This window comes from Phytohabitans sp. LJ34 (assembly GCF_052068095.1).
In the GTDB taxonomy this organism is placed as follows: Bacteria; Actinomycetota; Actinomycetes; order Mycobacteriales; family Micromonosporaceae; genus Phytohabitans.
Genome location: NZ_JBQHDG010000007.1, coordinates 371,918 through 386,681 on the forward strand (window position 1 = coordinate 371,918; position 14,764 = coordinate 386,681).

5 protein-coding genes are annotated in these 14,764 nt (G+C 72.9%); 3 read left to right on the forward strand and 2 right to left on the reverse strand.

Translation table 11 applies throughout. The features are described 5' to 3' along the window. The first annotated feature begins 220 nt into the window (after positions 1–220). A complete protein-coding gene (locus ACTMTJ_RS15755; protein ID WP_441217143.1) occupies positions 221–1,549 on the forward strand; it encodes a condensation domain-containing protein in 1,329 nt (442 codons plus the stop codon). Here ACTMTJ_RS15755 and ACTMTJ_RS15760 read toward each other — a convergent pair. After that, positions 1,539–8,525: a SpvB/TcaC N-terminal domain-containing protein gene (locus tag ACTMTJ_RS15760; protein WP_441217144.1), complete on the reverse strand. Its 6,987-nt coding sequence runs from the start codon at positions 8,523–8,525 to the stop codon at positions 1,539–1,541. The genes ACTMTJ_RS15755 and ACTMTJ_RS15760 overlap by 11 nt on opposite strands. Next, positions 8,507–13,816 carry a hypothetical protein gene (locus tag ACTMTJ_RS15765; RefSeq protein ID WP_441217145.1) on the reverse strand — a complete coding sequence of 1,770 codons (5,310 nt, stop codon included), beginning with the start codon at positions 13,814–13,816 and terminating at the stop codon, positions 8,507–8,509. Before ACTMTJ_RS15765 ends, ACTMTJ_RS15760 begins: the two co-directional genes overlap by 19 nt. Positions 13,817–14,086: 270 nt before the next feature. Between ACTMTJ_RS15765 and ACTMTJ_RS15770 the strand changes: the two genes are divergently transcribed. Both ACTMTJ_RS15770 and ACTMTJ_RS15775 read left to right on the forward strand, forming a co-directional pair. Beyond that, positions 14,087–14,374 carry a DUF4193 domain-containing protein gene (locus tag ACTMTJ_RS15770; RefSeq protein ID WP_441217146.1) on the forward strand — a complete coding sequence of 96 codons (288 nt, stop codon included), beginning with the start codon at positions 14,087–14,089 and terminating at the stop codon, positions 14,372–14,374. A gap of 30 nt (positions 14,375–14,404) precedes the next feature. Continuing rightward, positions 14,405–14,755, forward strand: a complete 351-nt coding sequence (locus tag ACTMTJ_RS15775; RefSeq protein ID WP_441217147.1) for a hypothetical protein — start codon at positions 14,405–14,407, stop codon at positions 14,753–14,755. Positions 14,756–14,764: the final 9 nt, after the last annotated feature.

Genomic DNA, 14,764 nt, shown 5'->3' on the forward strand with positions numbered 1-14,764 from the left:
AGAGTTTGGGCGCTATTTCAACCCTAAGTCTCCTAGATCTCGAAGCCGCCGGTCGGGAGCGGTGCCCGCGGGAGCAAACGGTCTACCGCTGGCGCGGACATGGGAAATATGTCTACGGGCCGAAACCCCGGGCCCGCCAGGCTGGTGGCGCTGCGTGGCGTCACAGGGGGGTCCATCGATTCTCTGGCGATGTTCGAACGGGCGCCACGAGGCTTGTGTCATGCGGCGGATGATGGTGCGCTTCGACGGCGAGGGGGCTGGTGAGGCCGACCTGAGCTGGGGGCAGCTCGAGATCCTGGCCGCCATGGAGCGGCAGGGCACGTGGATGCCGCTGCCCGACCGGCAGCCCCTACCGGCCGGCACCACCGTGGAGGACGTCGCCGACTGGCTGCGCTTCCTGATGAGCCGGCACCAGGCCCTGCGCACCAGGCTGCGGTTTCCCGCGGACGGAGCCCCCCGCCAGGTGGTGCACGGCTCCGGAGAGATCGCCATCGACGTCGTCGAGGCGGGAGCGGAAGACCCGATCGTCGTCGCCCAGCGGATGGTCGACCTGTACGTGAACTTCGACTTCGACTTCGCCCGCGACTGGCCGGTGTTCGTCGCCGTGATCCTCAAGGACGGAGTGCCGGTACACCGCGTCGCGAATATCTGTCACGTCGTCTGTGACGCGTCCGGCGCGCTGGCGATGGTGGCCGATCTTCAGCGGCGGGAGGCCGCCGGCGGTGCCCCGCCGGAGCCGATCACCGCGTTGCAGCCACTGGATCAGGCGCGCTGGCAGCGGTCGACCGCCGGCCAGCGGCACAACGAGGCGGTCCTACGGCACTGGGCCGAGATCCTGCGCCACATGCCGGCCCGGCGCTTTCCCCCGCCCGTCGACCGCGGTGAACCCCGGCACGTGCTGCTCCTCCTCGACTCCCCCGCCATCCACCTGGCCATCCAGTCCATCCGCAACCGCACCGGCGCGAGCAGCGCACAGGTGAACCTCACCCTGTTTCTCGTCGCGCTGGCCCGGGTGACCGGCGTCAACCCGTCCGTGGCCCGGGTCGCGGTCAACAACCGCTTCCGGCGCGGGCTGGCCGACTCGGTCAGCGTCACCACCCAGTACCCCCTCTGCATGGTCGACGTCGCCGGCACCACCTTCGACGAGGCGCTGCGACGGGTGGGCCGCCGGATCATCGTCGCCTTCAAGAACGGCTACTACGACCCCACCCAGATGGCGGCGCTCGTCGACCGCGTCGGGCGCGAGCGGGGCGAGGAGCTCGACATCCACTGCTACTACAACGACCGCCGGCTCACCGCGGAGGACAAGCCCGTCGAGACCCCGCCGACACCCGACGAGGTACGCGCGGCCCTGCCCGCCACGGTGATCGACCACGAGCCGCTGACCTACCGGGGCAGCGAACGGCTCTTCGCCGCCGTCGAGGAGAAACCCGGGTCGTTCCGCCTCTCCCTCGAAGCCGACACGCGGCACCTGTCCCGCGACGCGATGGTCGCCCTCGCCCGCACGTTCGAGGAAACCGCGGTCACGGCGGCCCTGCTCAGTACGTGATGGGCTGCCGCACGTACCTCGAGGCCGTGGCCATCTGGTCCGGTGATCCGACGTACCGGGCCTGGATGCCGAGGTCGACGGCGCGCCTGAAGGCGTCCCGGTCGGCGGTGATCCAGATACGGTTCTGGAGGTGGGCGGCGGCCATCTGCATCGCGTCGGTATCGCTGAGCGAGCGGCCGGCTCGTGTGACGCCCGCTCGGAGGCGCTGCGCGAACGCGCCAATCCGTTCGAGGCTCAGCGTGGCGTCGAAGGCGATGTTGTACTTCCTGAGCACCTCCTTCACCTGGTGCTTGGACGCGGCGCCGAGCGCTTCCTTGTAGGTCGCGCGGCTGATTGTCAACGGTCGCCCGTTTGCAAGGGCCACAAACGTCTTCGCCGCCTGGTGGTTGGCGTCGGCGCTCTTGCCGAGTGCCGACAGCACCGAGTTGTCCAGCTCCAGTGCCTGCGGGGCGGGGACCGCACGGCGGACCGCGGGCGCGACCGGCGGCGGTGGCACGGTCGGCCGGGGCGTGGTGCGCACCGGCGCGGACGGCGGTGGCGGTGGCGGCACGTGCCCGCCGCCGGTCGGCCGTACCGTCTTGAGGGCCTGTGCCGAGCCGGCTGCCCCGGTCGCGGCGGACAGGGTCATCGAGCCGTACCGGCCGACCGTGTCGGCGGTCTCCGGGTCGACGCCGGCCGCCTGTAGCCCGCCCGAGATGGCCTGCTGTTTCAGGGTCGGCCGGTCGAATATGGCGGAGCTGAGGTCGTCGAGCCCGTTGATGCAGACGACCGCGCCGATCCCGGTCTCGGCCAGCGGGCAGCCGATGGCGACCTCGGCCGCGCTCAGCGCCACCGCGCCGGTCTTGACGATCAGCTCGGTGTCCAGCTCGCAGTCGTCGGCGAAGACGTTCCAGCACCACTCGCGCCCGTCCCGGTCGATCCGGTTGAGCGGGTCGCCGCCGCAGTACGCGTACGACTGCGCGCCGTCCATGCCGGCCACCGGGTCGCAGCTCATCCAGCGGCCCAGCCAGGGCGCCAGGTACCGGCGCGGGAAGTGGTCCAGCCCGCTCTCCGCCTCGCGCTGCCGCCCGGCGAACCGGTACCGCTTGCGGGCGTAGCCGCCGAAGCTCGTCTCGCCGTACGGCGTGTGCTCCTCGCGGCTGACGAAGGCGCCGGTGCCGTCCACGACCACGGCGCTGCTGCCGCGGTGGTCGGGCAGGTGGATCTCGACGGCCGGGCCGCCGTCGTCCGGGCCGGCCGGCCCCACCCGGACGAGCGCGATGCGCCGGGTGTCGTCCATGACGTGCAGCAGGTTGTTCGCACCGGCGGTGGGCCCGGTCCAGCGGTGGTGCTCGAAGAGGTCGTCGACGTAGTGGGTGACGCCGACCGCGCCGCCCTGCCGGCGGACCAGCTTCTTCACCCGCCGGCCGGTCGCGTCGTACAGGTACTGGGCGTGCACCGACGGCTCGGCGCCGCCGGCGCGCACCGCGAAGGCCCGCAGCTGGTCGGCGTGGTTCCACTCGAAGTGCCGGCTGCCGGTCTCGCCGGTGACGTTGCCGTTGGCGTCGGTGGTGTAGTCGTACCCGGTGCCGGCGACGGTCATCCGCCGCAGCCGGTTGGTGCCGGCGACGACGTCGTACTGGCGGGTGAAGCCGCCCGTGCCGGTGTGCCGCAGCACCTGGAGGTTGCCCACCGCGTCGTACTGGTAGGCCTCGGTGTACGCCTGGGTACGGGTGGGGTCGGTGCCGCGCGGTTCGCCGGTCCACGGGTCCGGGCCGGCCGGCGCCTCGTACTCGCGGCCGGTGGCGGAGACCAGCCGGTTGGCCGGGTCGTAAGTGAACCGGCGGTCGAGCGCGTCGCCGGCCCCGACCATCGCGCGCAGCGTCTTGTCGGTGATGTTCAGCGCCGCCGGGTTGCCCGGGATGCCGCTGCCCGGCGTGCGGTCCCGGATGGCCAGGATGTTGCCGAACAGGTCGTGGTCGTACCCGTAGTCCTGGAGCACCTCCCCCGCCGGCCGGAAGGTGAGCTCGTCGACGAGTGTGTACCGCTCGCTGCGCTGCCGGACCGCCCGCACGGTGAGCGGGTCGTACGCGTGCCGGGTCATGACCCCGTTGCCGTAGGCGACCAGGGTCCGCTGGCCCTTGGCGTCGTACGCGATCCGTCGCACGTGGACGGTGCCGTCCAGGCGTACGCTCTCCAGCGCGCCGGCCCGGTTGTACGTCGGCACCAGCTCCCGGCGGCGTCCCTCCACATCGGACGGCAGGAGGTGGCGGGTGACCCGGTCGAGCGCGTCGAAGCCGGTGGTCGTGGTGTAGCCGAGGTCCTCCAGCAGCTCGGCGTCCCGGGCCGCCTGGCTCTGCCCGGGTGCGGGCGTCCAGTCGACCTGGAACGCCACGCCGTCGGCGAACGCGTCGAGCAGCGGCCCGTCGGCGATGACCCGGCGGGTCGAGGAGGTGACGTTGCCCTTGAAGTCGACCGCCGCGGTGGTGACGAGGCCGGCCTCGTCGAAGTGGCGGACCGGCCGGCCGAGCAGGTTGGCGGCGCGGGCCGCGTCCCGCTCCGGGCCGGGCTGCTCCGGCGTGCCGGCGTCGCCGTACTCGACCCGCTGCCGCAGGGTCACCGGCGCCGCGGCGCCGTCCCGCGCCCAGACCCGGGTCGGGCGGCCGAGGGTGTCGAACCCGCCGAGCGTGAGCGCGCCCTTGGCGTCCCGAACCTCCACCGGGTTTCCGGCCGCGTCGTGGACGGTGTCCCGCCGGCCGGCGTCGATGGTCTCCACCCGCCACCGCCGCTTTGCCAGGTCGTACCGGTAGCGGTACGCGTCGCGGCCGAGGGCGTCGACGACGCCGACGAGGTTGCCCTGGATGTCGTACCGCTGCCGGGTGACGAACATCGCCTCTTCCCGGTCGTTGCGGACGACGGTGGTCACGGTCCGGCCGAGCGCGTCGCGTTCCACGCTGGCCGGGGTGTCCCAGTGGTCGCGGTACGCCTGAGCCGCCTTGCCGTGGGTACGTCCGGCGTTGTCGTTCGCCCCGTAGGTGTAGGTCTCCCACGGCGTCGGCCGGAAGCTGTCCGGGTCGGTGAGGTCGGTCGGTACGCCGTAGACCATCCGCTGCTCGCTGCCGTCCGGGTCGACGGTGCGCACCACCTGGCCGCGCGGGTCGAAGAAGGTGGTGGTGTGCAGGCCGCGCTGGGCGTCCGCCGGCTCGGCGTAGTCGTAGCCGGTGTCGAAGTACGGCTCGTACTTCACGACCACCCGGCCCTTGTTGTCGTGCCGCTGCCAGCCGCTGACGAGCACGTTGTCCGGGTCGGACGGGCCGCGCCGGCGGCCGACGGCATCGGTGGTCTTGGCGGACTGGTCGGGCGCGAGCACGCCGCCGCCGAAGGCCGGGTCGCCGAAGAGCACGTCCTCGGCCTGGGACCGGGTCTGGGTGACCCGCCCGAACCCGTCGGCGTACTCCACGGTGACGAGCGTGGCGTCGGACGCGGCGGCGTCGGTGTCGTGGTGCTGCCGCCGGGTGATGCGCACGGACGTCGGCTGGCCGCGCTCGACGAAGGCGAGCAGGTCGTGGTCGATCCGGGTGCTCGCGGCGGTCTGGTCGCCCTCGCCCGCCTTGCCCCGCCGCCACCGCGCGGTGACGAGCCCTGACGGCGAGTACCCGGCGGAGGACGGGTTGCCGTTGGCGTCGGTGACCGTGCGCGGCTGGAGGAGGCGGTAGTCGTACTCGGCGGTGGTGGTCAGGCCGGCCGGGTCGGTCGCCCGCACGGGCAGCAGGTCGTGCGCGTCGTACTCGATGGTGCCGCGCGCGCCCAGCGGGTCGAGCGAGGCGAGCGGCAGCCCGCGCGGCACCCGGCCCGGGTCGTGCACGTCGTACCGGCGCCGGGCGGTGACGACGTAGTAGCCGCCGTCCCGGTGGACGTAGCCGGCCAGCGGTGGGAGCCCGGCGCGGAAGTCGGCCGGGTACTCGCCCGGCCAGGCCGCGCCGCCGGTCGGGTCGAGGTAGGCGGGGCGGTCGGCGGGGTTGGCGAAGTGCGCGTCGGTGAAGGCGAGCGACTCCTCGCGGACGGCGAGGCCGTGCGCGCCGAGCACCCCCGCCGGCAGGCCGGTGAACGCGTCCCCGTCGTAGCAGGTGCGGGTGTGCCCGATGACCCGGAGCGTCACGCCGACGCGGTCGGCGACCGCCTGCCGCAGACCGGCGACGGACATGGCGCCGTCGTTGACCACCTCGTAGGTGCGCACGTCGGCCACCCGGTCGACGATGTACCGCTCGGCGTCGTCCCGCCGGGCGTACCCGGTCGTGGTGTAGGTGGCCAGATAGGGCGTGCCGGGCGTGCGCGGCACGGCGATCGCGAGCTGCTCGGTGGCGAAGCCGTACGCGTCGTAGCCGCCCGGGAAGGAGAACTGGGTCATCGGCTCGTCGCCGCGCTCCCACTGGGTGGTGCGCTGGGCGAGCGTGAACGGGAACCAGATCCGCGGCGCCTCCTGGCGCACGCCGGACACGGTCTCCGTCACCGTGTAGGGCAGCTGCTGGCGCTCCGTTCCGTCCAGACCGTACAGCTCGGTGCGCAGGACCTGGCCGCGCAGCGCGCGGATGGCGTCCCGGCGGTCGGCGCGCGGCAGGTGGCGCAGAAACGCGTCCTGCTCCGGTGGCCGGGCCAGCAGTCCCGGGTCGCCGGCCCAGTACTCGTGCCGCAGGTCCAGCTCGGTCCAGTCGCCGGCCTCGGCGGCCGCGACCGGGCCGGGGTGGAACCAGCTCTTCGTCAGCGTCGGCGGTGAGTAGTGCTCGGCGGGTACGCCCGCCGCGGCGTCGAACGACTCGGTGTCGAGCTGCTCGACCATCGCGAACCCGTGGAACTCGCGCTCCACGCCGTCCCAGTAGCCGTGGTGGTACCGGTACTCGGTGCTCTGCCGGCCGCCGGAGATCGCGTCGTGTACGACGACGCCGGCGACCACCTGCACCGGAAACGGCAGCGTGGTGCGCCACCGGGTGGCCGGGGACGCGTCGTCGCGCAGGAAGTCCTCGGTGGACGGTCGATAGTGGACCCGGGTGGTGGCGCCGACGTTGTTGTCGACGAGTTCGAGCAGGTACGGCTTGGCGCCTCCGGTGAGGTCGAGGAAGCGCAGCCGCGCCGGGTCGCCGCCGGCGTGCGACCGTCCGAAGAGGAGGCCGGCCATCCCGGTGCCGTACAGGTCGGTGAGCTGGACGGTGTCCGTGTCGGTCAGGGCCGGCGTGCCGGCGATGGTGAGCGGCTGCTCGGCCCAGGCGTCGCCGCTCCGGTTGCCCCAGATCTGGATCCGCCCGTTGTCCACGTACACGAGGTCGGCGGCGCCGTCCCCGTCGATATCGCCGAGCAGCACCCGGCGCGGGTCGAACCGGTCGGGCAGCCGCGGCGAGTGGCGCATCCGCACCGGCCGGCCCCACCGGCCGTGCCCGAGGTTCGGCCAGTACGTGATGTCGCCGGCGCGCAGCAGCACGATGTCCGGCAGCCGGTCGCCGGTCATGTCGGCCAGCCGGACCCGCGGGTCGCCGAGGTCGGCCGGCGGGCCGCTACCGTTGCTGACCGCGGTGCGCTGCCACGCCCGGCGCGGGTCGGCGTCGTTGAACCAGCACTCCAGGCGCCCGCCGGTGCCGGAGCGGAGCACGTCGGTCAGCCCGTCGCCGTCGAGGTCGACGAGCTTGACCCGGGCGTCGGCGAGGTCCACGCTCGGCATCCGCCGGTAGGGCTGGAACGAACGACGGCTCCAGCCGCCGGCGAACGACATCGGGAAGTAGCCGGCCGTCGGCCCGGACCGGACGAACAGGTCCGGGCGGCCGTCGCCGTCCGCGTCCATGAACCGGACGCCGCGGTCGGCGAGCGTGAACGGGGGCGCCTCGTTCAGGTTTCGGGGCACGTCGAACCGGCCGGCGCCGACGTTGCGCCAGTACCGTGCGGTGGCGCCGAGCTCCACGAGGTCTGGCAGGCCGGCGCCGCGCAGGTCGACCAGCGCCAGCGTGGGGTCGCTCAGCGCGACGGTCGGCAGCGCGCGGCCGCGCACCGGCTCGAACCGCCGGCCCCGCGGGTCGAAGCCGGAGTACCCGAACGTCAGCGGCGGCGTGGGCTCGGCGGTCGCCCCGTCCACGCCGATCGCCTCGATCCGGGTCAGCAGCGAGACGCCGTTGAACGCGGCCGGCTGGTACCCGAACCGGTACATCCGGGACGGGCGGTCCACCCCGTCGGCGGCCCGGGTGCGCACCCGGATGGCCGCGCAGCGCAAAGAGGTACGGATCTCGAAGCCGGCCCGGTGGTCGGAGAACGCGTCCGGCCGCGTCTCGTAGTCGAAGTCGACCACCACCAGGAACTCCGGGTCGGCCCGGTCGCCGTAGTCGGCGTAGGAGATCCGGGCGAGCATCGGCTGGCGCCACCGGTGGCCGCCGCCCTCGCCTTCGTCGGTGAGGTACTCGTACCGGACGAGGTTGCCCAGCGGGTCGCGGGTCTCGGTGATCCGCCAGGCGAAGACTCGGCCCGGGTCGTCCGGGTCGGCGACGGTCGCGCCGTACCGGTTACGCGTGCCGTCCTTGGCGTGTACCTCCCAGAAGTCGCCGGTGCCGTCCCGGACGTGGTCGACCCGGGCGAACAGCCCTTCGGTCCGGGGCCGGTAGCGGGTCCGCCCCGGCTCGACCTCGGCGACCGGCACCAGGTCCTCGGCGCCGGAGAGGACGAACACGTCGTCGCCGGTGTACCGGGGCGTCCCGCGCGTGGTCTTGCGGGTCACGCCCGGGGTGTCCAGCCGCCAGCCGAGGCCGAACGGTCCGTTGCCGTTGCCGGTGCTGTAGCCGAGTGTCAGCTTCGGCTCCAGGCCGAGCCGCCCGGCGGGCAGCGGGATCGGCACGGTGTAGTTGCCGGTGCCGGTGAACAGGTCCGGGCTGAACTTCTCGCCCAGGCCCTGGATCGCGCCGCCGCCGCTGGGCAGCGCGATCACCGAGCCGCCGGCGGACTGCGTCAGGTCTGTGCCGGCCACGCCGGTCCCCTCCCCGTCCAGCTCACCACGAGCGTGATGTCATCGAGCCGGCCACCGGTGAAGAGGCCGGCGGCGTCCGCGCCGAAGGCCAGCCGCCACTCCCCGGCCGGGCTGGTGCCGTACAGCGAGGTCCAGCCGGCCGCGTTGCCGCGCCGGGTGCTGGCGATCCCGTCGGTGGTGGTCGCGTCGCCGCCCGCGGTGCCGCGGCGCAGGGACACCACGGTGGCCGGCACCGGTTCACCGCTGGCGAGCCGCACCGCGACCGCGGCGGTGACCAGGTCCTCGATGTCGAGCGGGAAGTCGACCGCGCGCAGGTCGAGCGTGACCGACCGGCTGGCCGGGTCGGGCGGGTTGTTGAGGTCGTACCACTGGTCCGGGAAGTCGTTGGCCAGGCTGAACACCCGGTCCGAGCCCCGCTCCCGGTTGGCGTTGAGCCGGGTCACGACCTGGCCGCGGTAGCCCTCGTCATGCAGGGCGGTGTAGTCGATCGTGATCAGCACGTCGGCGATCGTGGAGTAGTCGAACGGGTTGGCGGCGCGCGGCAGCTGGAGCTCCCAGGTGGTGTCCACGCCGCTGGACTCGAACGGCAGCAGCATCTCCGACTGGGCGTCCAGCTCGAAGACGCCGCTCGCGCCCATGGCCGAGGTCAGCGCGACCGTGCCGGGCTCGTGGCGTACCACGATGTCCTTGAACGTGTCCGACTGGCGGGTGATGACCCGGGAGATGCCGTTGGAGGAGAGCGTCGCCCGGATGCCCCGGTCCGGCGGGACGAGCGCCACGATGCTGGTCCGCACCTGGCGGATCATCCGCAGGTAGTGCCCAGGGAAGTCGGCGTCGAACAGCGCCATCGGCGTGGCGAAGGCCAGCGCGCCGGTGCGGCGGAACTCCAGGAACTCCACCGGCATGAGCTGGGCCAGGGAGAACGTCTGGGTGAGGTTGAGCCGCCGGCGCTCGGAGCTGAACGCGTACTCGTCCAAGCGGGTGAGGTCCTGGCTGAGCTGCTCCGCGCCGGTCAGGCCGCGCCGGTTGACCTGCGGTCCGCCGGCGGTCAGGTCGGCGGGCGTCTGCCAGTAGTCGTTGCGGATCAGGGTCTGCGTCGCTTCGGCCCGCTCGAACGCCAGCTGCGCCTGCGCCAGCCGGGCGGTCGCGGTGGCCTGCTGGAGGAAGTACCGGTAGACGCCGCCGAGGGTGTTGCTCATCCACAGGTACAGGTCGGCGTTGGTGAACTGGTCGTTGAGGAACTTCAGCGTCGCCACCGCCTGGTCGTGCTGGAGGGTGGCGATGGCCTCCTCCTGGAGGGTGATCGCGACGTGGTCGTTGGCGACGACGACCTGCGCCGCGGCGACGAGCGAGTCCTGCTCGGACGAGATCTTGGCCAGCCGCCACTCGTCCCGGCGCTGCTCGATACCCGCCTTGAGCTGGTTGGCGTCCATCTGCGCCTGGAGGTTGTTCTGGTTGGCCACGATGACGCCTTTGGCGGCCACCGCGCCGCTGATCGCCATCGCCAGCACCTGCTTGGCGCCGCCGCTGAAGAGCGCGTCCATGAAGCTGGACGCCGCCGACGCGGCCTGCATGACACCGACCGCGGTGTCCACCACGTTGATCTGGTTACGGATGGACTTCATCTCCTGGAACTGGTCGAGCAGGTCCCGCTCGTACTTGTTCGGCGGCATGTTGATCTGCCGCTCGTACGTCCGGGTCATCACGCCGGCCTTGGTGCGCTGCGCCTCGGCGGCCTTGACCGAGTCGCGGGCCTCCTGCACCCGGCTCGCGGCCAGGTTGATCTGGGCGCTGGTCAGGTCGATGCCCTTGAGCGCGTCGAAGAGCCGCAGGTTGCGCTCGTCGTACTTCTCCAGCGCGGCGAGGTAGCCGGCTTCCATCTGCCCGGCCAGGGCGGTCAGCTGCCGGGCCCGTTCCATCAGGACCTTGAACCGGTACGGGGTCGGCTGGCTCACCGTCATCGCACCCACGAAGCCCTGGGTGCGGGACAGGCCGGCGATGTTGCGGCCCTGCCGGAGCTTGGCCAACTGCACGTCGACCCGGGTCCGCAGCGCGGCGAGCTCCGGGATGGGCAGGGTCGGCTCGCCCTGGTTGGTCGGCTGCTGCGGGCGCAGCGCGGCGGCGCCGAGCAGCCGCCGGGCCGCCAGGTAGAGGCTCCGCGCGTGCGCGATCGACTCGTCCGTCTCCCGGGTGAACTCGACGTCCGCGAACTCGATGTGGCACCGGATGAGCGACAGCAGCGTGTACCGGGTGTACGGGGTCGGCCGGTTCTCCACGAGCGCGAACGGGTCCAGCATGGACGTCCACTGTGGAGGGAAGGTCAGGTTGGGCCGGAACGGCGTCTCGGTGTTGATCCGGTCGTAGATGGAGACCGGGGCGCCGACGTCGTACGGGTACACGATCCAGTACCAGTCCAGGGCGGCCCGGTGGTCGCCGGCGGACTGGAGGCGCTGCGCGAGCAGCAGCGGCACGACCCAGAAGATCTCCCGCCGCTCCGGCTCGGCCTTGGTCCGGGACAGGTCCCGCATCTGGGTCTGCTTGGTGGTCGACCGGGTCGGGTTGAGGTACGTGAAGCTCATCGAGACCGAGGAGACGTAGGCGGCCGCCGCGGCCGCCGCGTCGTCGGCGGTGAACGGGCCGGAGCCGCGGATGCTCTCGAAGAAGGTGCGCAGCTGCTGGCGGCCGCCCGGTACGAGCACGGCCGGGTCGAGGTGGCGCTCGGCGAACAGGAACGCCATCGTGGCCGCCTGCCAGCTGCCGATCTCGCCCATCCAGACCCAGGCGGCGGTGAACGTGGCCGGGTTGGTGAGCGTCCAGCCGAACGCGGGGTGGCCGGCCAGCAGCTCGCCGGAACGCTTCGCCGACAGCAGCGACTGCACGCTCTCGATGGCCTGCCGGATCCGGGTCGTGCGCAGCGCGCCGCTGGCGAGCATGTCGACCAGGTATCGCGCGGTCATCTCCTCACCCACGTCGCCGGTGGTCGCCGGCGCGAGGTCGGCCAGCAGCGCGTCCCGCAGGATCGGCAGGGCGGCCTGCTCGGCGGCGGCGACCGCGCGGGCGTTGGCCACGGCCAGGTCGTCGCGCTGGGCGATCCGGGTGCGGAGCACGGACTGCCAGTCCTCGCGCGCGTCCCCGTGCTCGCGGTACGGGCTGACCCGCGGCCCGGCACCGGTCATGACGAAGTAGTCCGGGGAGAGCACGATCCCGGTCTCCTGCGCCCGCCAGGCGGTGAACTGCTGCCGCCGGCGCGCGCCGGTCAGCACGGCGATCCCGTCGTTCCACTCGGCGGCGGTGAGAGTGCCGGCGGCGGCGAGCCGGGCCAGGCCGCGCAGGACCCGGAACCCGACCAGGGTCAGCCCGGCCGCGGCGAGCCGGCCGGAGATGTCGACGCCCTTGCCCTCGTCGGTCTCCCAGGCGGCGAGGTCCGCGCCGGGGATCGTCTGGGTCACCATCGCGGCGAGCGCCTGCGCGGCGTTCGGGTTGCCGGTGCGGATGGCGTCGAGTGCCTGCTCGTGGGCCGTGAGCGTGGTGGCCCGCTGGGTCAGCAGGGTCCGGATCGGGTCGCCGGCCGGGCCCGCGACCACGTCGTCCGCGCCGACCACGTCCGGGTCGGCCAGCGCGCCGAACGCCCGGTCGCCGCCCGGCGCGCGGTCCTCGTCGGCCCAGGACAGCGACAGCGCGGCCCGCTGCCAGGCCAGCAGCAGCGGCGTGGTCGGTGCCCGCAGCGGGTCCGGGTTGGCGGTGGACGCCAGGCCGAAGAGGGTCTCCAGCGCCGTCTCGGTCAGTGCCGCGCCATCGAGTACCAGCTGGTCCAGCTCGTCCGGGCGGGTCGCGGAGAGCCGGATGCCGAGCCGGGCGGCCAGCGCCTCGCGTACGGCGGGCGCGGCGCCCCGGGCCAGCCGCAGCTCGGCGTGGGAGGTGCCGACGGCGGCCAGCAGCGAGGTGTACGCGGCGGTCCGGTAGTCGAGCTCCCCGGCCGCGCCGGGTGCGGTGGACGTGCCGGTCGCGGCGATGTGCGCGCGGAGCAGCTCGATCGGCACGCGCAGCTGGTTGACCTCCTGGGTGCCCCGGTCGGCGGCGGCGGACAGCGGCTGGCTGAGCCGGTCGAGCGGCTGGCGCAGCACGCCGACGAGCGTCGCGGTGGTGAGCGGCGCCTCGGGCGTGCCGGGCACCCGGATCTGCTCCTGCGCGAAGGAGAGCAGCGCTTCGAGGTACTCCCGCTCGCTCAGCCGCTCCTCGAGGGTGGCCGGTACGTACGAGCTGATCACGACGACCGGCACCGCGACCGGGTTGCCGACGGTGTTGCCGGCGGCGTCGGTCGCCCACACGTAGATCGTGTGCGCGCCGAACCCGGACAGCGGCACGTCGGCCCGCCAGGTGCGGAAGTCGTTGCCGGTCAGGGCCTGCGCCGGCGTCCGGGTACCACCCGGGCTCAGCGCCCAGGCCACCCCGGCGCTGCCGCCGGTCATGCCGCTCTGGTTGTCGCCGGCGGTGCCGGTCATCTGGACCACGACGTTCCCGTTCGCGTCGCCGATGACGTTGGCCGACGGTTGCGGGAAAGCCACCTGCAACTGCGGCTTGCCGACGTCGCGGCCGGTCACCGTGCGGGTCTTGGTCGAGGCGAGGTTGTCGCGGTCGGAGACGGTCACGGCGACGGTCCGGGCGCCGAGCGGCATCGGGCCGAGCGTGACCACTTTGGAGTACGAGGTGGTGCTGATCTGCTCGGTGGAGAACCGCTGCCCGTCCCGGTCGATGGCGACGGTGACCGGGAAGTAGGCGCCGGACGCGACGCTCACCTGGAGGGTGACCTGGCCGCCGCCGTCGTTGAGGTCGACCGTGGCCCCCGCCGCCGGGCCCGTGATCGTGAACCCGGGCGGGTCGGCCGCCGCGACCTGCACGTTGACCGTTCCACCCTGGATCACCTGACCGCCGGTGGTGACCGCGTCCGCCCGGATCGTGTGCGCGCCGTGGGACGGGAACGTCAGCGAGAAGTCGCCGCCGCTGCGGCCCTCCCGGATCCGCTCGACGCCGTCCATGAAGACCCGCGTCTGGTTGTACGTGACGATCGGGGTGCCCTTCCACCCGCCGTTGATCGGATCCCAGGCGTAGGTCGCGCCCCGAAACGCGTTGACCCGCACGGTGGCCGCGATGCCGGCCACGACCCGGCTGCTCACCACGGAGATGGAAACCCGGGGCGGGTCGTCGGGCGGGCCCGGGTCGCCGGGTGGCGGCGGGATGATGAAAACCTCGGCACCGCCGTCGGCGGTGGCTCGGTCGCGGCTGATCGTCACGACTGCTCCGTCCGTTGAAGGCCAAGTGGTCAGGCCCACTCTCACCGGCGCCTGAGCGGCTGGACAGGCAAGAGTCGGATCTCCGAACGGATGTATCAGCGGCCGCCTCACGTTCATCGCGCCGCCTCGCGCCGCCGGGTGGTCACCGCTGAAATGACCTGCTCGGCTCGCGGGCGCGGCTACCCTTGACCGGTCCGGACGCAACCCGTCGGCGAGGCGGAATAGACCCGGCGGGGCGGTTGTTGCCCTACCGCCCAGAGGAGATGAGTAATGGCAAAGACTGATTACGACGCGCCACGGACCCCCGTCGTCGAGGAAGACAGCCTGGAAGAGCTCAAGGCTCGCCGCGCCACGCCGCGTGCCGACGCGGTGGACGTCGACGAGGCCGACCTGGCGGAGGGCTTCGAGCTGCCCGGCGCCGACCAGATCGACGAAGAGCTGTCGGTCACGGTGATCCCGATGCAGGCCGACGAGTTCCGCTGCTCGCGCTGCTACCTGGTACGCCACCGCAACCAGCGCGCGGTGGCCGACATCGACGTCTGCCGCGACTGCGCCTGACCCCACCGGGGCGGTCCGGTGGAGCTGTCGATGTTCGTCGCGCCCGGCGAGTACGCGGACATACGCGAGCTCGCCGAGCAGACCATGTCACTCCAGGACCGGATGGAGGAGCTCGCCGCCAGCGGTGTCGAGTCGGTGCGCCACGCCGCCGTGCCGCCCGAAGCGGCGCCGATCGACGCCTTCGCGATGGGCTCTCTCCAGGTGACCCTGGCTCCGGCGGCGCTACCCGCCGTCATCGCGCTGGTCCAGGCGTGGCTGACCGACCGGCCGGTGCCCTCCGTTCGGATAGCGGTCGACGGCGACATCCTGAAGGTGCACGCGGTGCCGACCAGGCGCCAACGCCTGCTCGTGGACGCGTTCCTGCACCGCCACAGCAGCTGAGGTAGGTCG